Consider the following 22,385-nt stretch of genomic DNA (forward strand, 5'->3'; position numbering starts at 1 on the left):
TTTATTACTTTCGTGTTAGTAAATAACAATGATAGATCAAGCCACCATAGACCGTATAATAGATGCTGCACAAGTAGTGGATGTAGTATCTCAGTTTGTTACGCTCAAGCGTAGAGGTATAAACTATGTAGGGCTGTGTCCGTTCCACGAAGACAGAACTCCATCATTCTACGTTTCTCCATCCAAGAATATATGTAAATGCTTTGCTTGTGGCGAAGGAGGAACCGCTGTTCACTTCATTATGAAGCATGAGCAGCTCTCTTATTTCGATGCACTCCGTTATCTGGCGAAGAAGTATAACATCGAAATACAAGAGCGGGAGTTAACCGATGAGCAGAAGCAGGCTTATAACGAGCGTGAAAGTCTATTTATATTAAATGACTTTGCCCGAAATCATTTTGTAAAGACTCTGCATGAACATATCGAGGGTAAATCTGTAGGTCTAAGTTATTTTAAAGAAAGAGGATTCCGTGAAGATATTATACAGAAATTCCAACTCGGATACAGTCTCGAACAAAGAGACAGCCTCACGCAGGAAGCTATAAGAAATGGCTATAAAGAAGAATTCCTTGTAAAAACAGGTCTCACTATAAAAAGTGAGAGTAACGGCGCTCTCATCGACCGTTTTCGAGGGCGAGTTATATTTCCCGTACACACATTATCGGGAAAAGTTGTTGCTTTTGGCGGACGTATTCTAAAAAAGGCAGAGAACACAGGAAAATACGTAAATTCTCCCGAAAGTGAAATATACCACAAAGGAAGCGAACTATATGGAATATATTTTGCAAAACAGGCTATCACCAAAGCCGACTGCTGCTATCTGGTAGAGGGATACACCGACGTGATATCGATGCATCAGGCGGGTATAGAAAATGTAGTTGCGTCATCAGGAACAGCACTTACTCACGGACAAATCAGGCTCATTCATCGCTTTACAGAATATGTAACTATACTCTACGATGGTGATGCTGCCGGTATAAAAGCGGCGCTGAGAGGGATAGACCTCTTGCTTGAAGAAGGAATGAAAATAAAGGTGGTACTCCTTCCTGATGGTGAAGACCCCGATTCATTTGCACGCAAACAAAATGCCGAGTCGCTGACAAAATATGTACAGGAACATGAAGTGGATTTCATACGCTTCAAAACACAATTACTATTAGATGATGCGGGTAATGACCCTATAAAGCGAGCAACCCTTATCTCCGACATAGTAAGCAGTATAGCGGTTATTCCTGACAACATTATACGCAGTGTATATATAAAAGATTGCAGTATACTACTGAATATAGACGAACGGATACTTATTCAGGAAGTAAATAAGAAAAGGCTTGCTCACCTAGAGAAGGCTCCTCAGCCGAAAATAGATCCGGAACTATCGGCAATCAACGTTGACCTCTCACAGCCCGAAACACACAGGGGGAAAGCGGGAGTAAAAAAGACTAACATTGATAAATTTGAATTGGCGATCCTCTACTTTATTGTCCGGTATGGAATGAAAATATTGATTGAAGGAGGAGAAAACAATCCGGCAACAGGCGATATGCCCACAACCGTAATAGATTGGGTGAAATTTGACTTGCAAAGAGATGGTTTTTGGTTTACGAATCCTTTATATAAAACAATACTGGAAGATGCAATAGAACACTCGGCTAATGAATATTTCAACCCTAGCCGTTACTTTCTGGCGCATACAGACGCTCACATAAGCAAGATTGCGGCCGAGTTGGTAAGCGACAGATATCAGTTGAGTAAGCTGCATATAAAACAATTTGGGGAGAATCTTAAAAAAGAAGACACTCCTCTTGCCGAAGAAAAACATCTCTGGAAAAACGTACCTCGTGCAGTTACCGAGTTAAAAGATGCTCATATATCGAAACAGATGAAAGAGATCAAAGAAGATCTGGAAAAGAAACAAAAGGAAAAAGACTGGGACGGAGTTATGATCCTTATGCAAAAGCTTAAGGAAATGGACGAAATAAAAAGGATTCTGGCAAAGGAATTAGGCGAAAGAATTATTCTACGGTGGTAAACAGTCTAAAGTATTTATTGCCGTACCTCATCCTCACATATCAATGACCTTTATAAAAGGAAAGGCTTAGTCACATATCTATATAAAATACGACAATAACTCTTCGTGGAAACTTAGAGTACCTTATTCTTCATCCTCGACTATAAACCAGCGCGTACTATCTTTTTCTCTTGTAGCAGCTTGTCCCGGTTGCAAATCAGGGAGTTTCTTCAATATCGGTTCCATCTCCAATATCTCATCTACCGATACCAGATAAGCATCCTCTTCGTCATCAACTTCATCATCACCAAACAACTGCCAGTCTCCGTCTTCATCATAGAGGACGAAGGTTATGGGAGATCCGTTTGTTAGTACATAACTGGTTGTCAGTACCGATTTGTTTTTTTGTTCTTCTTTTAGCTTCATTATTATATATTTTGAAAGTAAAGGTAAGCATTATTTAATTAGACAAGGCTTGATTAACTCTCCTATTTATACGCCTTAACAAAGAAGCCTTTTTACATATATACATAAACAGCTTAGTGACAGGTGCGAAATAAAATATCTCAGTCATTATCTTCCGCTTCTTTATTGTTTTTATCACATCCTTATTTTGCACTTTGAGATTGGCTTCTGTCGATGACGATACAACTCTGAATATTTTTCGCAAGTAATCACTAAGCATCATTTATTACAGAATAGTTGACACGAAGAATCAAGGATAGATAAGGACTTTTCGTTAAAACATCCTTAAAAAAGCTCAATAAAATTGTACAGGTCTTTCCTTCTTTTCCTAATTATATTTATTGGCAGTACTCTTGTACCTCCAAATAATAAGTTAAATGAAAAAATCGATAGGAATATTACTGCTTGGTATTTTATGTATATTTCAGTCATGCGAGATGATCGAATATCATCCGTACGATGGTCGCATTTCAGGGAAAACAGATATCAACAAAAAGAATATAGCACGAATAGAGGAAACTTGTAGAAACAAAGAAACAATACGGTTTGCGATGATTGGCGATACCCAACGATGGTATGACGAAACAGAGGCTTTTGTGAATGCACTAAATAAAAGAAACGATATAGATTTCGTTATTCACGGAGGTGATGTATCAGATTTTGGGCTTACCAAAGAATTTCTATGGCAACGGGATATTCTAAACAAACTGAAAGTACCTTATGTAGTCTTATTGGGGAATCACGATTGCCTCGCAAATGGAATAGAAGTCTTCAGGAAAGTTTTTGGTGAAGAAAATTTCTCTTTCATTGCCGGAAGGACGAAGTTCGTATGTTTAAACACCAATGCCTTGGAATTTGATTATTCGCTCCCTGTACCCGACTTTCAATTTATAGAACAAGAAATAAAAGACAAGAAGGATGAATACGATAAAACAGTAATGGCAATGCATGTCCGTCCTTTTTCAGAGCAGTTCAACAACAATATAGCCAATGTATTTCAACGCTATATAAAAGAATTTCCGAATCTTCAATTTTGCCTCAATGCTCACGATCACAACATAGCAGTAGACGATCTCTTCGATGATGGAATAATCTATTATGGCACACCCAATATAGCTAAAAAGAAATATTTACTATTCACATTAAATTCAGATAACACCTATGACTATGAAGTGGTCGCTTATTAAATATATATCTTTTTTATCACTCGTCCTATTATTCAACCTATTCGGTTATTCTCAGAATGGCTACGAAAAACGTGTAGAAAAATATCAGAACCAGTGGGCCAATCTCATTCCTACACATATAAAATTTCAGTATGCAGGCGGGATGGGGCTTATATCGATAGGAACAGGATGGGACTATGGAAAAAACAATCAGTGGGAAACGGATGTGTTCTTTGGATTTCTTCCTAAATACTCAACAAAAGAAAATAAGATAACATTTACCTTGAAGCAAAACTTTATTCCCTGGACAAAGCCAATAGGGACAAAAGGATTCTATATAGATCCGCTAGCCTGTGGCTTGTATATCAACACTATTCTTAACGGAGATTTTTGGATAAGTGAACCCGACAAATATCCAAACGATTACTATTCGTTCTCTACAAAGATGCGTTTTAATGTCTATATAGGACAAAGGCTTACGTATAAGATTCCACACGAAAAGCGCTTTTTTGCTAAGTCTGTTACGGCTTTTTACGAACTAAGTACAAATGACTTATACCTTGCAAGTGCTTTTACGAACAAGTACCTTAAGCCAAAAGACTATTTAAGATTATCGTTTGGTTTGAAGCTCCAATTCTTTTAAAAAATCAATACTGGTCTTTTACAAACTTGTTTTTAGAAGACAGCTTGATCGGGTTATTGGAAAACCAGTCTGTAAAGCTTTTCCATTTACTTTCATTCGCGGATTTCCACTGAAGAAATTCGGAAGGATCTCCCTGCATCAATATCCAATAGTTATAGGCTTCAAGGTGTCCGGCATTCATCAACAACTTTTGATAGTCGAGCAGTACATTTGGATATATATTCTCTATATTATTTTTATAGTAGATATTCAAAAAATTAGTGCGAATCGTACTCAATGTAGCCAAATCTAAAGTTTTGACATGCGGAAGAGACAACATAAGGATTGGTTCGTAAATCCCACTACCAAAAGAGGATTCCGAATTATTTTTTAAATCCAGTCCTGCATATTTACAAAAACTGACAGACACAGCAGAGTCACTCACAATCGTGATCTCACTCTTATATGTCTCATAGAGCAACTTACTCATCTCAACTGTGCGATGTGTATTACGCTCCAGATTCATAAACAGTTCACCGTAGAGCATCCCCCATACTTCATCTTCTGTATCTAAATATATTTTAGCTGCCCAATAATAATTAGACGGATATTTAGGGTCTGCTGCGATTCCTTTCTCAAAATAAGACAGTGCAGTGTATTTTTCATCTTGAGCCATATACACATTTCCTAATTCAAAATAAAGAGCACCTGAATCGGGGAATTTCTTTATACCTTCCTCAAAGGTCTTTATTGCACCTTCATTATTTCCTATAGAGTTATAGCAAATACCCAACATCTGGAAAAACGTATCCGAAGCATCTTCATTATCCTGTATCGGTTTCAAAATATTAATAGCCTCTTCATAATTTTCTTCGAGACAATGCGCATAAGCTATTTCGTAAGGATACACAATATTAGCCGGATCAAGCTTTTGAGCTTCCTTAAGCAGAGTGATACTTTCTTCTACTTTTCCACAGTCCATTAATTTTACTGCTTCTATTCCCTTTTGTGCCGCAATATCCTTTTTGGACTGCGAAAGCAAGGGAAGAGTTGAAAGAAAGAAGATTGATGATATAATTAAGATTTTCATTTGCGTCTAGTACATGTTTTTATGGTGTTTAGCATAGCAAATATATAAATAAAAAAGACCGGAGATATAATTTCCGATCTTTTTTGCATTTATCTTAACGTCTATAAAACATTAATCATTGAATGTTGGCAATGAAGAGAACTCTTTCGAGTATCGAATCATTTGCTCTGCATAACCTTCTTTATAATTAATTTTCACATCTGTAATTTTACCATTGCTATCTTTCACCAATTCGAAAGTAGGGTTTACAAATCCTTTGTAAGGCTTCATATTCAACTTCTTATAACGAGCCAAAACTTCACTATGCAATTTTTGATCTACCTTGACAGCATAATTTTCTACAATCGCTTTTGCCCCTTTAAAATCGCCTTCCGATTTTATACGTTGAATTTCAGCTAACAGATCCCCAAACAGAGTACGCAATTTATTGTAATCGTTCACTACAACGTATGTTTTTCCGTCTCTCACTTTATATTCGACTACATTGTCTGCTTTTCCTTTTTCATAAACCCACTTAGCGATCAACTGACGATTGCGCATGTGCGATTCTTCTATATTCTTACCCGGCTCTATCCGCACCAACTGAGTCATAAGACCGTTCATCATAAACTTATAATACTCTGCTTTGTATGCATCAGCATTCGGTATTATGCCTAGTTCTACAAGCTTAGGATCGGCAAGGAAATAAAGTCCGAACAAATCGGCACGGGCTTCTTCTATTGTCGAGCTGAATTCTCCTAATGCATTCGGATCAACCTCCGGCAGCAATTTGCCCGAGCCATGTCCTAAACATTCGTGAAGGTCGGTATGCAATACGTCTGTTATAAAACCATATTGCTTTACGGAATTAACTTCATGCTCAGACCACATAAACTCATCATTAAAGCCTGTATGTGCTCCAGCAGCGTCGTAGGCCTCCATTATATTTTCTATTGTCACCGATTTTGACCCATGATCTTTCCGTATCCAGTCGGCATTAGGCAGGTTGATACCTATAGGCGTTGCAGGATAACAATCTCCGCCCAGTTGAGCTACTGTAATTACTTTTGCAGACACCCCTTTCACACTTTCTTTTTTGAAACGTTTATCCACCGGAGAGTGATCTTCAAACCATTGAGCGTTTGAGCTGATAACTTCTGTTCGTTTGGTAGCTTCTACATTCTTGAAGTTTACCACCGATTCCCAACTTGCTTTAATTCCTAGCGGATCACCATATACTTCGGTAAAGCCATTTACAAAATCAACCTGAGATTTCAGATCTTCTACCCACGCTATCGCATATTCGTCAAATGTCTTTAGGTCTCCTGTTTTGTAATAAGAAATCAGCTTAGTGATAACAGCTTTCTGTTGATCATTTTCAGCTACAGCCTCAGCCTTCTCAAGCCATCCTACGATTCGTTCAATAGCAGGAGAATAAAGACCTCCTACTTTCCATACATCTTCTACCAGCTTATTTCCTTGTTTTACAAGGCGGCTGTTAAGTCCGTAAGAAATCGGAGTTTGATCTGTCGTATCTTTCATAGCTCCATAGAAAGCCTGTACTTCCTTCTGAGTGACGCCTTCTCCATAATAGTTATTAGCTGAAGAAAGAATAAGGTCGTTACCCGACTGATTTACTTTCTTCGCCATTACATTCGGATCAAACATGACAGGAGTAATCATTTTTATAAAATCATCTGCACTCACAGACTCGCTTCCCGAACGGCTGGTTCTTGGAATCAGATTATCAGGTAAGGCTTTTACCTGTTCGGCAAAAAACTGCTTAGAAAAGCCCGGAAGGAATTTTTCTTCTCCATAGTGATGATGTATACCGTTAGAGAACCATACACGCTTTAGATAAACCTCAAACTCTTTATAATCGTTCGTATTCTTGTCACCTTTATAATTTTCATATATAGCTTCGAGCACACGGCGGATAGCCAGATTGTATTTATTATTTTGGTCGTAAAGAATATCACGCCCTTCGATGGCTGCCATCGATAGATAGTAGACCAGTTCCTTTTGTTGTAACGAAAGGTTATTGAACCCGGGAACGTAATAACGTAGAATTTGGAGATCGGCAAAGGCATCAACCTCATATTTAAAATCAGCAGGAACAGAGTCTGTCAATGCAGCCTCTCCATGGGATGCTTTTTGCGTTCCTCCACAGCCTGCAAACAACATTGAAAATCCTGTCATAGCAATTAATACTGTTTTTTTCATTGAGTTATATATTTATTGTTCGATAGTCTCATTATATCTATAATCTCAAAAAGGTGACAAAAGTGACACTTTTTTGATTGTTTTTACGTGTTACCTTTTTATTGCGAAGAACAGGTTAAACGATATATTAGATATTTTATTCCAAAAGTAATAAAAATAGCAAAGAATATATCTTATAATTCATGACATAGTTTATTACAAATGATTCTGGTCTGGATTATTTAACTAACTTAGGAAAATCTTTTGTATTGCTAACTATCATAATAACAATACCATGAAAACAATTTATTTATTTTTTCTCCTTCTTTTGAGTTTATCTATAACCCAGTGTACAAAACCCGGTCCTAAAATAATAGAAAGACCTGTGTATGGATTAAAGAATACAAAAACGATTGAGATAGACAAGATCATCCTGACTGATTCGGCCACAATTTTGTATATAGATGCTTATTCTTATCCGGAAACCTGGATTCGGATAGACTCGGCCACATATATTCAAGCTGATGGAAAAAAGTATATAATAACAGGAGCAGATAGCATAGAACTCAATAAAGAGCATTGGATGCCCGAGAGTGGCAAGACTCATTTTACACTATTCTTTCCGCCGATACCAAAAGGAACTAAAACAATAGACTTTATTGAATCTGATTGTGATAATTGTTTCAAGATATGGGATATCGACCTTACAGGAAAAGCTAAAGCTTATAAACCCTCTTTACCTGATAATGTATTGAATTATAAAACCAATAAAGATTACAAGCTACCGGAGCCTGTATTTAAGTCCGGCAGGACAAAAGTGACTTTATACCTGACAGGGTTAAAAGATGGGTATGCAATAGGCGAACCCGAGCTTAGCGTAGAAAATATAATTGCACAGGAAAGGGATGAAGTTGCAGGGAAAAAAGAATCAGATGGGAAATACACTTTCGATATAGACCTGTATTCTACATCCACAGGATATCTTTTTTGTAATAATATATCGATAAAGGTAATACTCAACCCGGGAGAAGATATGGAAGTGTATTATGATGCGACGGCTTTCTCAAAACGGAATTCTCGCTATAACCCGCAGCCGAATTTGGCTTTCGGAGGATTCACCGGTGGATTATCCGAGCTGAATACACAGCTTTTACAATACAAAGATTCTGTGATTGCTTATAATTTTATGTTGCATGCATATTGGGATCTTAGCGATCCGGCAATTTTGGACATGGACAGTCAGCAGTACCTTGATTATATCTTTAAGCTTTATGACGAAAAGATAGAGAAAGTTGAAAAATCAGACCTGCCTCAGGCTATGAAGCAAATTCTGAAGTATAATCTAAAAAGTTCTCTTATAAACAATATATCCCTGAAACACAGAGTATACGAATTGAGCTATCGCAAAAAAAATAAACTGGATTGGAATAAACCTGTTGAAAAAACTCTTCCTAAAGCAACAGAAAAAGATTTTCTTGCTCTTAAAAAATTGGATCTTAATGACCCGATGTTGGTTTACTCTGATGATCTTAGTTATACGATATTAAACTTGCTGAATAGTAAACCTGCTGATTTAAGTATCGAAGAGATAACAGATACTAAATCCGGATATTTCCAAGACATGGAAAAGGTTTCAAAAATAATAAAGAAAGGTTTTCTTTTGGAAGAACTAACGTCAGATGATGAAAAGAAATTGTCTGAAGCTTCAACACCGTATTATAAAGAGGTATATACACAAATCTTTGAAAAAAGTAAGCGAGAACAGGAAGCTGCATTGGCAAAGGGTGGTTTTATGATTGAATCAACACCGGTTGTGACAAATGATAAAATACTGGAATCTATTATTGCTAAATACAAGGGACAAGTTGTTTTTGTCGATTTTTGGGCAACGTGGTGCGGCCCGTGCCTGATGGCTATGAAAACAATAAAACCAATAAAACCTCAAATGAAAGAAAAAGGAGTTGTTTCTGTATATATTTCGGGAGAAACATCGCCTAAGGGTAAATGGACAAGCATGCTGCCTGAGATCGGTGGTCTACATTATTACCTTACAGATCTACAATGGGGTGCTTTGGAAAAGAAATATAATATAGATGGGATTCCAACCTATATGATTTTTGACAAGAACGGTAAGAAAGTTTTTGAAACTACAGGATATCCCGGAAATGATAAAATCTTAGAAGAATTATCGAAAGTATGGTGAGTGAATAGCATAAGCTCTATTAAAAAAAAGCTATCCGTATCTTGTCTGAGATACGGATAGATATATAAAGTACAACTATATGTCTTATCAAGCCGCTCTACCCTCTCAATACAAATAACGGAGTATCTGAGTGGAACAACATTTTGCGGGAGATACTAGGGCTAAACATCCGGGCAAATATATTGCGTTTGCTGGTTGTTAGTGCCAATACCTGTATTCCATCATCTTTTATATATTCGTCGAGGCTTTTCAGCATATCGGAAGTATCGATGAGCTTATAATCGAGATTCAAATTTGGATACTGCTTCGAGAAGTACGTTTTAATACCTTGAAGCTTAATTTCGTCCCACTGATCCGATTTTTTCACAGCAATATGAGTCAAAGAGATACGGATATCCTGATAAGGTTGTAATAATTTAGCTAACAAGTCGAACGAAATAAGGTCTCTTTGGCTAAAGTTTGTAAGAAACGCAATGTGCTTCACATCCTTGAAATCCTTAAACGGAGTATTCTCGGGAATGGCTATCAGCGGCACATGTGTCATTTCTATCACTTCGGCTGTTACACTACCTATCAGGTCGGCATCCTTCTGGTCTTTCCCTCTAGTGCCCATTACGATGATTGATGGCTTATATTCCTTTGTAAATGTCACAATTTCTTCTTCAGGCAAACCTTCTCTAAGCACATAAGAGTAGTTCACTGACGGAAATTCGCCTTCAGAGACTTTCTTATCGATGGTATTGCAGAGACGTTGAATATTTTCTTTTACTTTCTCTATTATGTTTTGAAATTCCTTTTCCTCTTTCCCTTGATAGGCAAAAGCCTCTGCCATAGGAAGGGCAGTAGGATAATAAGGATTGAAATACACATGGAGTATTTTGACCTTTGCACCCAGCTCACGAGCGAGATTGAAAGCGATACGACAAGCCTTAAGAGAGTAATCGGAGAAGTCCACAGGGATTAAAATCCTTTGGCGTCCATCATCGGTACGATATGTTTCTTCCTCATCGTAGCTAAACAGATGGCGACTTTCTACAACACTCAACGCCTTAGGAAGATCAGATTCTTTTATTCGGATACGAACTCCGGCCGATACTCCGGGATTATCAAGATCTACATCATTGATATGTACTTCAATGTTCTCACCTTCCAATACATGTTTTAATATTTGGGCTTTTTCATTTGTATGAATAGCTAGTGTTACTAATTTATCTTCCATAATCGGCATATTTATATAATTTCTTGTACAAATTTTGTAATCGTTTTTTCTCAGTATTGCAAATTATCATGTTTGCAGCTAAAAACGTTCGGATATATTTGAAAAGAGATGAACACTTTTTGGCGTATTCATCTCTCTTATTCTCTTAGGCCTCCCTTGATTCCATCATTTCTAAAGCCATATCCAAAATAGTGGTATCATCAATAGAGACATATCCTCCATCCGGGCCCGGTTCTATATGAATTCCGCAGCTTTGACCTTTTTCGTAACTATATCCGCCAAAGTAGTTCCATACAGTTTCCACCGGGAGTTCTAACTTTTCTGCTATTTGGTGTATACTTCCATCCGGTAAGGTGTCCTTAATCCTTCTTAGCTCTGCAAATCTGATAACTCTAGTCATACTCTCTAAGTTTTAAATGGTAAATGATTAGGAATATGTTCTAAAGTTATAAAATTCTTTTTTGAAAAACAATGGATTTTATGTGGGAATATTAAATACTGCGCTATAAATGGCGATCGAAATCACCAGAACCCAAATCGTGCACATTAGTATCTGAGCCCTAACTTTTGTGTAGACAGGAATTTTCAATTCTTCTTTAGGAACTTTTAAGATATACCTGCGTGAGGTTAAATAAACATAATACATAGAAATACCGACCAATGCACCCCATATTGCACCTCCAACAACGTCGGATACAAAATGCACACCAAGGTATATTCGGGAGTACCCTGTTATGCATGCCCATAAAAGAACGGTGATTGTATAATATTTATATCTGAAAAGTAGAGATGTAAAAGCGACAATACCAAAACCATTAGCGGCATGATTGGATATAAACCCATACTTTCCTCCCCGGTAATTACGAACAGTGTCTACATAGTTCTGAAAGTCGGGATGATGGGTAGGTCTGAGACGTTCAAAAAAGGGCTTTATTAGAGAAGAAGAGACATAGTCACAAAGCACGCCAACCAAAACGGCACAGAGTAATAATAGAAGTGCCTCTTTCCATTTTATTTTGTAGACAAAAACACCTATTGCAACGATTGCAAGTGGAAGCCATACAAGCTTGCCGCTATATATCCACATAAAAACATCCCAATAAGAGGTATGCTGATCATTAAGCCACAAAAAGAGATTCCTCTCATAGGGTAAAATTCGTTCTACTAAACTCATTAAAATAATATTCTCATGTAAATATATAAATGGAAGAAAAGGAATCAGATTATTTCCAGTTTATCGCGCTGTATCCAGCCCACTGTACCATTATCGATTTCTACTTCAAGCCAGTTACGATCTTCTTTTGTTATCGACACTTTCGTTCCTGCGTGCAATACGGTAAGCTCTTTGCTATTTATATCGGGAGAGCTAACCATAGGAGCCGAAGCAGCCATTACTACGGCAGTGTCCCGGTATTCCAAGCGGCTCTTTTGCCTAAACGAAAACACATTGGCAAATATAACGACTATAATGAATACTATACCGGTATAGAAAGCTATTTTTTTAATCGTAATCAGTTTCGTGAAGAAGAATAACACCAAACAGCCGATCAATAAGAGAAATGAAACAACACCGATATTCGCCCAGCTATTTGAGCTAAACAGATTTTGTACCCCATTGAACCAGATACTAAGAAAGAACGTATCAGCAACAGGAATCTTATCTTCAATCTTAGTCATAATATAATCTATATTATGCTTCGTATCCCTGTCTCCCGGATCGAGCAAATGTGCTCTTTCGTAATATAGGCGGGCTTTTGCAATTTCATTAACCCGATAATATGAGTTACCAAGGTTATAATATAATTCCGCAGACTCTAACCCCTGTTTCTTTTGTTCATTCTTTTCGTTTTCCAGCAAATCTATTGCTTTGCGGAAGTCTCCGCTATTGTATAACTCGTTCGCTTTATCAAATACAGTATTATCACCGCCCTTATTGTCTGCAATCGTAGCAGAAGGCTTCACTGTTGCACTATCTAATTTTACATTAGTTGTATCTTGTGCATATGAAGATATAGCGAATACAAAAAGGAAGAATATGTATGATAATATGACTCGTTTCATCTCACGCATCATTATTTTATTTTTTTGATTGTATTTTCCATTTTACCGATAGCATCTACCGTGTCGTTATAGAGCTTATCCATCGCATCATCCGATTCTGACGGAGCATAACGTGCAAACTCTCCGGTATCGAGTATATTTATAAACGTTCCTATAATATCATCTCCAACTCCGTATTTGCGAAGCTCTGTTTCAATATTCTCTCTATTGAGATCAGCTACCGGAATAGTCAGTTTATCGCTCAGATATCCCCACACAGCACGAAGTATCTCTTCATAGAAATTATCCTTTTTATGTGTAAGCAAATATTGTTTAGCAAGTTTCAGGCGTTTAGTTGCAACTTTATTTGCCTTCTTGGTGCGCATCAGGGCTATATCTGCATTTGCCTGTATTTGCTTCCTATATATAATCGAGAAGATAATAAACAATGCAAGCGGGATGAGATAGCAAAGAACATAGGAAAGAGAGCCTACAAAGAAGTCGTTCGGATTCTTAAATGAGTAGCTGCCTGTTTTTATATAACGTATATCCTGATTTATCTCCAGTTCTTTCTGATTAGAATAGCTTGTTGACACATTCTTCCCGGCATTCGGATCTTTATCTACATCCAATTCGTAAGATGGAGAAGATACTGTTTTGTAAGTATTGGTACGTGTATCGAAATATGAAAATTCGATAGGAGGAATAGTAAACTTACCCGGATAGCGAGGGATAAACATATATTCTATCGTCTTTGTACCCGACAAACCGTTCTCAGTCAACTTATAATCGTTTTTCACCTGAGGATCGTAAGTCTCTATATCCTTAGGGAATTTTATTTCCGGATTCTTTATAAGCTTCAGGTTACCTGTACCCGAGATATTTAGCTTGATGGTTACAGCATCGTTCGCTTTCACTTTCTGTGAAGAAATAGTAGGCGTAAACGTAAATGCACCCACTGCTCCCGAAAAGTTAGCAGGTTTATCTTGTAACGGAAGAGCCGAAATATCGACAGTAACAGGTGTTGTTTTCAATATCTTCTTAGCTTCTGTCATCACATCCTGAGGACCGAAGAAGGTCTGCACTTTACGTCCTGAGGAAACCTCAAAAACAATCTCCATCGTTCCCGAAGGAATGGTTATCTTGCCCGATCGCTGAGGAAACAACAAGGTCTTCTTTACATCTATTGCCATGTAGTTTCGACCTTTATAATGCTCAGCTGTCATTTGTCGGTTTGTGGCCATATCAAAATCCTCTGTCATGAAGCCTTCAAATTCAGGGAATTGAATCTTACCGACATCTCTGATATTAAGTACGGTATAGAATCGGAATGTTACGACAACAGCTTCCTGTTCTTTTACTTTAGTTTTAGAGAATATGGCTCTTACAAAGGCATCATCAGGACTCACATTTCCTTCTTTTGATGTCTGCGTAATAACTTGAGGATTACGTCCCGGCTGTTGAGGCTGTGCGTTCTTATCGGGTGGCAATACTTTTATTTGAGCCGTTCCCGATCTATAATTCTTACCATTAGCCTTAATTGACGCAGCAGGTAGTGTAAATGTCCCCTCAGCATTAGCCATCAGCACATAGGTGAAAGTTGTATTGCTCTCAGAGCTAACTTTCCCATTGATATTAGAAGAGCTATAAACCTGGGATACAGAGGGTCCGAAAAGAATATCAAATCCTCTTATCTCATCAGGAATCTGGATATTGTTTCCACTCCCTCCTTTCAATATATATTGCAGCTGTATCTGAGCTCCTTTTACGGTAGATGCAGGAGCATTGATGACAAACGAGATGTCATCGGCCAATATTTTTGAAACACTTATGAGTAATAATATCAATAAAAACGAACACCTCTTCATTACTCTCTCAATTTATTTTTCTAAAGATTATCACAAAAGTAATATTTTTACTTTATATAGCTTTCAAGTCTTGAACACGTATAACTACCGAATCTATTTTCAGCACCTTGTCGTTAGTCACCGACTCGTCGTATACATCTCCCCAAATATCTCTTACTTTCCGTCCCGTAGGAGTCGAATACTGAACAGTCACTGAGCCCTCGGGCAATACCATTTCTCCGATTTTGCGCGGTTGCAAGAGTAGTTTTCGCATTTCCACGACTTTGTATGTTTTTCCGTTTATCACTTCTTCAGAAAATGACTGTCTCAAGCGGGTTATATCACTTGAATAGAAATCATTCAGATACGGAAAGTCTACATCCACGATCTTATATATATCCTTTGTTGTATACAGACGATAAGAGAGGGTTAGCGTATCCGAGAGGTTAACACTGGTTTTGGAGGCTACCACTTTTAGAAAAGCATCTACATCCTTCACCTTAGCTATATTCTCTTCCAGTGATCGTACTTCTATCTTAAAACTTTCCGATTTATACTTCTTACCATCGATATTCACTTCTGCCTGTGGCAAAGAAAACTTACCTTTTTCGGGTGCACGAAGTATATAGGTTGATGTAGCCGAAAAAGACTGTACCCTCTTCCCTTTTTTGAACACGGTAGAACTTGATGCGGACAAAGAAGGCCCGTAAAGAATTTCAAACCCATTCATATTTTTGATGATTACAGGTTCTTTCACTTCCTTATCACTTTCCACAATATAAGCGACTGTAAACTGCTCTCCAACAGTTACTGTTTCAGGTGCTTTTATCCTCACTTTGTTCTCCTGTCCTGCTAAAGAGATATAAAAAGATAAGGCGAAGAACAAAACTAAAAGCCGATGAAATGAGAGAATATTACTTCTTTTCATTATTACCAGTCTTTATTCTGCTTTCTATTATTTTCATTCTTTTGCTTGCGTTCCTGAGCCTTCGCTTGGTTTACGCGTTCTTGAGTATTTTTTTCGTCTTGCTCTATAGCTTGCAACATCTGTTGCATATTGTCTTGCGACATTTGATTTTGATCCTTCTTATCTTTTTGGTCTTGTTTCTGATCCTTATTCTGATTCTGGTCTTGGTTTTGATCCTTATTTTGGTCTTGTTTTTGATCTTTGTTCTGATCTTTATTTTGATCCTTATTCTGATCTTCGTTTTGTCGGTCTTGTATCATTTTCTGTACAACAGCCAGATTATAACGTGTATTGTCATCTTTCGGATTCAAACGCAATGCGTTCTTATACGCTTCCATCGACATTTTAAGATTGTCTCCTTGCTGCTGTTGGGGCTGCGCGGGCTGCTGACCCTGAGGTACAGGAGCTTGTTGACCTTGTCCTTTTTCATTTGCTTTCTTTTTCAAGAAAGTGTTTCCCATATTACTCCAAGCAGCACTCATCTTAATTGGATTCTGATTCTCCAATGTGAGATAATGTTGATACTCTTTCAAGGCATCATCCCACTTTTGTTGTTTATAATATGCATTTGCAAGATTGAAAGAAGCTTCTTTCGATGCGGCATCATCTTTCAATGCTTTGTGATATTCGGCTTCGGCAGCACCATATCGTTGGTCTTTATATGCCTTATTACCTGAGCGAACGGCCTTGCGTGCTTCTTTCTGAGCCGATAAACTAACTGCGATCAGGGTAAAAAGTGTTATAAATATAATTTTTTTCATTTCGTCGATATTCAATTATGATGTCATTTCAAAACAAAGTAATAAATCTTATATCTCTCCGACTAAGCTCTTCATTAAATTAGCATGACAAAAAACGTGCATTACTTATTTTACTTAAACAACCTTATATTTCTGAATATTCTATTCTTCTTTTCGAAGATACAAATCTCTACAAAGAGTAAAACCAATAGAGCCCATGCAAAAATCTGATATTTTTCGTCATATTCAGAATATGCAATACCATCTATTTCTTTCTTCTGTAGTTTATCCAGCTCTGCCTGTAAGCTTTTCAGCGCACTGTTAGAATTATCAGCATGCGCATACAATCCTTCTCCGGCTTTTGCTATCTGACGACACATTTCTTCATTAAGCTTGGTAACTACGGGTTGCCCTTGCGTGTCTCTTTTTATATCTCGTGAATTTTCAGCTTCGGGAATCATTGCACCCTCTGCTGTTCCTATCCCTACTACATTCACATGCACACCTTTACCGGCAGCACGGGCAGCAGCCTCTTCTGCATTACCCTCATGCCCCTCTCCGTCTGTGATAAGGACAATAGCTTTATCTATATCCGCATCGTTAGAGAAGCAACTCATGCTCATATCTATAGCACTACCAATGGCAGTACCCTGTACAGGCACAAGACTCGGATTGATCGTTTCGAGGAATAACTTCGCCGATTGGTTGTCAGGTGTCAGAGGTAACTGTATAAATGCCTCTCCTGCAAAAACCACAATTGCTACCTTATCATTCTTACGTTCATCGATGATACGAGTCAATATTTGCTTTGCCTTTACCAATCGGCTCGGGCTGATATCTTCTGCCATCATCGAATTAGAAACGTCTATAGCAATAACCAACTCTATTCCTTTTTTATCTACTTTCTCAACCTTTGTCCCAAATTGTGGACGAGCCAAAACGATGATACCAAATGCTATTGCAACCATCGTTATCCAAAATTTAAGATAAGAACGTTTTAACGATAGTTCCGGCATCATTTTCTTCACCAAAGACAATGTCCCCAGCTTTTCCACACTTTTACGTTTAGCTATATTTAATAAGATAAAGCCAATAACAAATAAAGGTATGGCAAGGAACAAATATAGGAATTCGGGATTTGCAAACTTAAATACACTCATAATTAATGCTTACACTTGTTTTATTTATGGAATATTTCTCAACCATGTACGTCGTAGAATAAGTTCTCCTCCGATCAGCACTAAAGCCATAATTGCAAAAGGCAAATAAAGCTCTTTACGCTTTGTCACAGTATTTACACTTATATGAGACTTTTCCATTTGATCTATTTCGTCATATATGCCGCTCAGACTGGTATTGTCCGTAGCACGGAAATACGAACCTCCCGTTTTAGAGGCTATCTCGGTCAATGTGCGTTCGTCAAAGTCACCCGATACATTCATCGATTGCATTCCGTACGGAGTCATGACACGTGCCACTGACGTTCCTCTAGAACCTATACCAATCGTATACACACGTATTCCGTATGATGCAGCCAGTTCGGCAGCGGTCAACGGAGCAATCTGTCCGGCGTTGTTAGATCCGTCTGTCAGAAGGATAACAACACGAGATTTTGACTGACTGTCTTTCAATCTGTTTACGGAATTGGCTAGTCCCAATCCTATGGCTGTACCATCTTCTATCATTCCGAATTTAACTTCACTCAGTAAGTTGAGAAGTACCCGGTGGTCTGTAGTCAACGGACATTGAGTAAAACTCTCACCCGCAAAAATGACCAAACCGATACGGTCGCTTTGCCTGTCGTTGATAAATTCAGATGCAACTTTTTTTGCCGCCTCCAAACGAGTTGGAGAGAAGTCATTCGCCATCATGGTTCCTGATATATCCAACGCCATAATAATGTCTATTCCTTCCGACTTGGATATATCTGAAGAATTGACACTCTGAGGTCTTGCCAACACTATTATAACAAGGGCAATAGCAATTACCCTCAACAAAAAGGGAAAGTGACGCATATATACCCTCAGTGTCGACGGTGCTTTTTCGAATGCATAGCCAGAAGACAACTTGAATGTAGCCTGCATTTTCCTTAGCTTAAAGATATACCACCCAATAAGAGGTATAAGCAATAAGAGTAAGTATAAATATTTCGGATTGGCATATTCCATTTCTGTATCTTTTAGCTTGGTTTATTATTCATATTTTGATTTCCTGTTGCACTTGTTTCTCCCTGCGCTTCTTTTCCTTCCTTCTGTTCTTCCAATGTAGGTCTTTCTTCTATTTTGGTCTGATTTACAAATAAGAATGCATTAACCAAACTAAGGTCGTTTTCATCGGCAAAAGGTGTATATTTTGCAAACTTCACAAGATCGGACAGTTTCAGGATTTGAGCAAGTCCGTCTGTCGCAGATTTTGTATCTGTAACCAGATGAACAGCTGCAATAATATCGTCCGATATCATTTCGGGAGCAGCAATATCAAAACGACGACCAATATACTTACGAAGGATATCAGTCAATTCGGTATAATATTCTTTCTCCATACCTCGCTGCCACATTTTTGAATCCTTGAGTTTATCAAGACCCTGCAATGCTTCGACGTGGGGAGGCAATACAATTTTAGGAGTAAAATAATATCCTTTTTTCTTTTTCCTGTAATAGAGATAAACTAAGGCAGCAATCAATAATATAATAAGAGATGCCAGGAAAAGTATATACAAGTATTCCAAATAGTCGAGCCATACAAATGGAGGAGATTGGACATCCTTAATATCGTTTATCTGAAGCTTAGCAAAATCGATAGAGTCAGTCTCATGATTTTTCAATCGTTCGAGATAAGCTAACGTAGAGTCGGATAGTTGCGGAGCAGACACTTTGAGCCCAAAATCATTTGTCTTCAGGGTATCTATGCCATCTATCACCAGCATATAAGGTATATGATACAGCGTAGAGTCGAATGATGTAACAATGTATTTCTGATTGATAGTCATCACCTCAGTCATTGTTGTATCCGGCTTCAACATCGCGAGAACTTCTACCCCCCTGATTAGTGTATCCTTGTAGGCAGGAAAAATAATATTCTTCCCTTTGGGGGCAATAACTTCTACATTTATAACTGCCTGCTCACCAATCAAGATATCCGACGGCTGTATAGTAGCCCTTACGGTCGACTTTTGTGCATGAAGCGCAAAACTCAAACAGAAGAATAAGCTAAGCAGTATTATATTTTTCAATTTCAACATATATCAATGTATCGATTTTATTTTCAACTTCTCTTTTTAAATAAAGCCAACAATGCTTTCACATAATCTTCATCGGTACGCACCGATACACTGTCCACCTTGCTGCGATTGAATGAGGTTTGCATACTATCCTGTTGTTTCTGCCACCAATCTTTATACGTCTGCCTTACCTTACGAGACGATGTATCGATCCAATGTTCGCTTCCGGTCTCTGCATCCAGTATCTTCATAAGACCAATGCTAGGCAACTGAGTTTCGAGAGAATCATATACCTGCAACGCAACAATATCGTGTTTACGATTTGCTATCGTGAGCGCATTGTAGTAATCTTTGACATCAATAAAGTCGGATATCATAAAGGTTGTACACCTCTTTTTTATAGCATTTGTCAAAAATTTCAGAGCCATTCCCATATCAGTTTTGGGACTTTCTGCCTGAAAGTTGATCAATTCGCGGATAATGTACAGGATATGTTTCTTCCCTTTCTTTGGAGGGATGAATTTTTCGATCTTATCAGAAAAGAAGATTACTCCGATCTTATCGTTATTTTGTATAGCAGAAAAGGCCAGAGTAGCAGCAATTTCGGTTACCACATCTCTCTTTACAGAAAGGTGTGTACCAAAATCCTGACTGGCAGAAACGTCGACAAGCAACATAACGGTAAGCTCGCGTTCTTCTTCGAAGACCTTTACATAAGGCTTGTTGTATCGTGCTGTCACGTTCCAATCTATATCACGGATATCGTCTCCATACTGATATTCTCGCACTTCTGAAAAAGCCATACCACGCCCCTTAAAAGCAGAGTGATACTGACCGGCAAAAATATTGCGGGATAATCCACGGGTTTTAATCTCTATCTGACGTACTTTCTTTAATAATTCGCTTGTTTCCATCTTGTTCAGTTAACAGTTATCAGTTAACAGTCAACAATTATTAAATTTTATTTATTCGAGTTATCTTTAATATAGAGTATAACATTTTAGCTATTTCATCAGCATCTTCATGCACGTCATTAAAAGTATCAGAAGAAATATATCCGGTATCTTTAAGTAAAGAAAGCCAATATTTAGTCTCCAATATTTCCTTATATGCTATACTGATTTTAGCTGAAAAATCCGAATCCGAAATAGCGCCGTTGGCTTCTGCTATATTAGCTCCGACAGAAGTTCCTGCTTTCAACAGTTGTTTTGATAGAACAAACTCTTGTTTATCTTTCAAGAACTTATAAGCATTTACAATTCTTATTGCAAAAGAATAAGCTTTTTCATATACAAGACTGTTTGTTATCATTTCAGTTTATTACATTGCTAACTGCTCTCTGTTAACTGTTGACTGTGATCAATTACGGAACTTCAATCTTATTTAAGATTTCACTTATTATTTCATCAGATGTAGTATTATTTGCCTCAGCTTCGTATGTCAAACCGATACGGTGACGCAATACATCATGACATACTGCACGTATATCTTCAGGTATCACATATCCTCTGCGTTTGATAAAAGCATAAGCTCTTGAAGCAAGGGCAAGGCTGATAGATGCACGTGGAGAAGCTCCGAACCCGATCATACCTTTCAAAGATGCCAGCCCGTTATCTTCAGGGAAACGAGTAGCAAATACTATATCTACAATATATTTTTCAATTTTTTCGTCCAAATAAACATCACGAACCACTTCACGGGCACTTATGATTTCTTCGGCTTTCATTACCGGCTGAAGGCTACCATAATCTCCGGCGAGGTTATTTCTGAGGATCAATTTTTCTTCTTCTTTCTTCGGATAGTTAATCACCACCTTCAGCATGAAACGGTCAACCTGAGCTTCAGGAAGCGGATAAGTACCTTCCTGCTCAATAGGGTTTTGTGTAGCCATCACAAGGAAAGGAGAAGGCAACTTGTAGGTTTTCTCTCCGATAGTAACCTGACGTTCTTGCATAGCCTCAAGCAAAGCACTTTGTACCTTGGCTGGAGCACGGTTAATTTCATCGGCTAATACAAAGTTAGAGAATACAGGCCCATGTTTCACTAAGAATTCTTCAGTTTTCTGGCTATAGATCATTGTTCCCACCACATCGGCCGGAAGCAAATCGGGAGTAAACTGAATACGACTATATTTAGCATCGATAAGTGATGCCAAAGACTTTATTGCCAACGTTTTTGCGAGACCGGGAACACCTTCCAGCAATATATGTCCATCAGCGAGCAGACCGATAAGCAACGACTCTACCAGATGCTTTTGGCCCACAATAACCCGATCCATTCCCATTGTGAGTGATTCGACGAATGAACTTTTGCTTTGAATTCTTTCGGTAAGCTCCCGAATATCAACATGTGCCATATTTTTCTTCTATTTTGAGTTTATATTGATCTTCATTTTTAGTAAGCACGACAAAAATAGAAATGTTAAATCTTAAAAGCGATAATTCGGAGTTAAAAAAAATTAAGCAGAATGAAGTATTTAAAGGCCTAGAAATAAATATCAAAAAGCAGATATAACATAAATCAACTTTTTATATTTCCATTCTTTAATTATAGTCTAACAATCATAACACTATGAAAAGATTACCTTCAGATACGCATTGTACAAAAAGAACTATAG

The 22,385-nt window shown here is 37.8% G+C and carries 20 protein-coding genes; 4 read left to right on the forward strand and 16 right to left on the reverse strand.

The annotated features are described in order from the left end of the window. Window positions 1–28 precede the first annotated feature (28 nt). Window positions 29–2,029 (forward strand): DNA primase, encoded by a 2,001-nt coding sequence (dnaG, locus tag QOX35_RS10695; protein ID WP_283686884.1) that lies wholly within the window; start codon window positions 29–31, stop codon window positions 2,027–2,029. A 123-nt stretch (window positions 2,030–2,152) separates the two neighbouring features. Here the strand turns inward: dnaG and QOX35_RS10700 are convergent, their stop codons facing one another. Continuing rightward, entirely contained in the window at window positions 2,153–2,434 is a 282-nt protein-coding gene (locus QOX35_RS10700; RefSeq protein ID WP_006844569.1) for a hypothetical protein, read from the reverse strand. Between the two features lie 416 nt (window positions 2,435–2,850). On the opposite strand from QOX35_RS10700, the gene QOX35_RS10705 reads away from it, so the two are divergent. Together QOX35_RS10705 and QOX35_RS10710 are read left to right on the forward strand one after the other, a co-directional pair. Continuing rightward, complete coding sequence (locus QOX35_RS10705) at window positions 2,851–3,660, forward strand: metallophosphoesterase family protein (protein ID WP_283686885.1); 810 nt, start codon at window positions 2,851–2,853, stop codon at window positions 3,658–3,660. Then, the gene (locus tag QOX35_RS10710) at window positions 3,641–4,282 is read left to right on the forward strand and encodes a hypothetical protein (protein ID WP_283686886.1); all 642 of its coding nucleotides are present in this window, start codon (window positions 3,641–3,643) and stop codon (window positions 4,280–4,282) included. Before QOX35_RS10705 ends, QOX35_RS10710 begins: the two co-directional genes overlap by 20 nt. 4 nt (window positions 4,283–4,286) lie before the next feature. Here QOX35_RS10710 and QOX35_RS10715 read toward each other — a convergent pair whose 3' ends face one another. Both QOX35_RS10715 and QOX35_RS10720 read right to left on the reverse strand, forming a co-directional pair. Next, on the reverse strand, window positions 4,287–5,351 hold the full coding sequence (locus QOX35_RS10715) for a tetratricopeptide repeat protein (RefSeq protein ID WP_283686887.1): 1,065 nt from the start codon (window positions 5,349–5,351) through the stop codon (window positions 4,287–4,289). Window positions 5,352–5,462: 111 nt separating this feature from the next. Further along, the gene (locus QOX35_RS10720; protein WP_283686888.1) at window positions 5,463–7,553 is read right to left on the reverse strand and encodes a dipeptidyl-peptidase 3 family protein; all 2,091 of its coding nucleotides are present in this window, start codon (window positions 7,551–7,553) and stop codon (window positions 5,463–5,465) included. Window positions 7,554–7,827: 274 nt separating this feature from the next. On the opposite strand from QOX35_RS10720, the gene QOX35_RS10725 reads away from it, so the two are divergent. Further along, a complete protein-coding gene (locus QOX35_RS10725; protein WP_283686889.1) occupies window positions 7,828–9,735 on the forward strand; it encodes a TlpA family protein disulfide reductase in 1,908 nt (635 codons plus the stop codon). A gap of 97 nt (window positions 9,736–9,832) precedes the next feature. Here QOX35_RS10725 and QOX35_RS10730 read toward each other — a convergent pair whose 3' ends face one another. The 13 genes from QOX35_RS10730 to QOX35_RS10790 all read right to left on the reverse strand — a co-directional run bounded on the left by QOX35_RS10730 (window position 9,833) and on the right by QOX35_RS10790 (window position 22,124). Continuing rightward, complete coding sequence (locus tag QOX35_RS10730) at window positions 9,833–10,954, reverse strand: universal stress protein (protein ID WP_006844563.1); 1,122 nt, start codon at window positions 10,952–10,954, stop codon at window positions 9,833–9,835. A gap of 145 nt (window positions 10,955–11,099) precedes the next feature. Then, on the reverse strand, window positions 11,100–11,354 hold the full coding sequence (locus tag QOX35_RS10735) for a DNA-binding protein (protein WP_135103488.1): 255 nt from the start codon (window positions 11,352–11,354) through the stop codon (window positions 11,100–11,102). 78 nt (window positions 11,355–11,432) lie between these two features. Further along, entirely contained in the window at window positions 11,433–12,128 is a 696-nt protein-coding gene (locus tag QOX35_RS10740) for a phosphatase PAP2 family protein (protein ID WP_006844561.1), read from the reverse strand. 44 nt (window positions 12,129–12,172) lie between these two features. Beyond that, window positions 12,173–13,015, reverse strand: a complete 843-nt coding sequence (locus QOX35_RS10745; RefSeq protein WP_283686890.1) for a tetratricopeptide repeat protein — start codon at window positions 13,013–13,015, stop codon at window positions 12,173–12,175. A gap of 11 nt (window positions 13,016–13,026) precedes the next feature. Then, the gene (locus tag QOX35_RS10750) at window positions 13,027–14,862 is read right to left on the reverse strand and encodes a BatD family protein (RefSeq protein ID WP_135103485.1); all 1,836 of its coding nucleotides are present in this window, start codon (window positions 14,860–14,862) and stop codon (window positions 13,027–13,029) included. 52 nt (window positions 14,863–14,914) lie between these two features. Further along, on the reverse strand, window positions 14,915–15,769 hold the full coding sequence (locus QOX35_RS10755) for a BatD family protein (RefSeq protein WP_006844558.1): 855 nt from the start codon (window positions 15,767–15,769) through the stop codon (window positions 14,915–14,917). Window positions 15,770–15,771: 2 nt separating this feature from the next. Next, on the reverse strand, window positions 15,772–16,569 hold the full coding sequence (locus QOX35_RS10760) for a tetratricopeptide repeat protein (RefSeq protein ID WP_283686891.1): 798 nt from the start codon (window positions 16,567–16,569) through the stop codon (window positions 15,772–15,774). Window positions 16,570–16,679: 110 nt separating this feature from the next. Next, window positions 16,680–17,708 (reverse strand): vWA domain-containing protein, encoded by a 1,029-nt coding sequence (locus tag QOX35_RS10765; protein ID WP_283686892.1) that lies wholly within the window; start codon window positions 17,706–17,708, stop codon window positions 16,680–16,682. A gap of 24 nt (window positions 17,709–17,732) precedes the next feature. Beyond that, window positions 17,733–18,716 (reverse strand): vWA domain-containing protein, encoded by a 984-nt coding sequence (locus QOX35_RS10770; protein WP_135103478.1) that lies wholly within the window; start codon window positions 18,714–18,716, stop codon window positions 17,733–17,735. 11 nt (window positions 18,717–18,727) lie between these two features. After that, a complete protein-coding gene (locus tag QOX35_RS10775) occupies window positions 18,728–19,789 on the reverse strand; it encodes a hypothetical protein (protein WP_283686893.1) in 1,062 nt (353 codons plus the stop codon). 23 nt (window positions 19,790–19,812) lie between these two features. After that, the gene (locus QOX35_RS10780; RefSeq protein WP_283686894.1) at window positions 19,813–20,682 is read right to left on the reverse strand and encodes a DUF58 domain-containing protein; all 870 of its coding nucleotides are present in this window, start codon (window positions 20,680–20,682) and stop codon (window positions 19,813–19,815) included. Window positions 20,683–20,722: 40 nt separating this feature from the next. After that, complete coding sequence (locus QOX35_RS10785; RefSeq protein WP_283686895.1) at window positions 20,723–21,079, reverse strand: four helix bundle protein; 357 nt, start codon at window positions 21,077–21,079, stop codon at window positions 20,723–20,725. A gap of 52 nt (window positions 21,080–21,131) precedes the next feature. Continuing rightward, window positions 21,132–22,124, reverse strand: a complete 993-nt coding sequence (locus tag QOX35_RS10790; RefSeq protein WP_135103472.1) for an AAA family ATPase — start codon at window positions 22,122–22,124, stop codon at window positions 21,132–21,134. Window positions 22,125–22,385: the final 261 nt, after the last annotated feature.

Source organism: Dysgonomonas sp. Marseille-Q5470 (assembly GCF_951230145.1).
Taxonomy (GTDB): Bacteria; Bacteroidota; Bacteroidia; order Bacteroidales; family Dysgonomonadaceae; genus Dysgonomonas.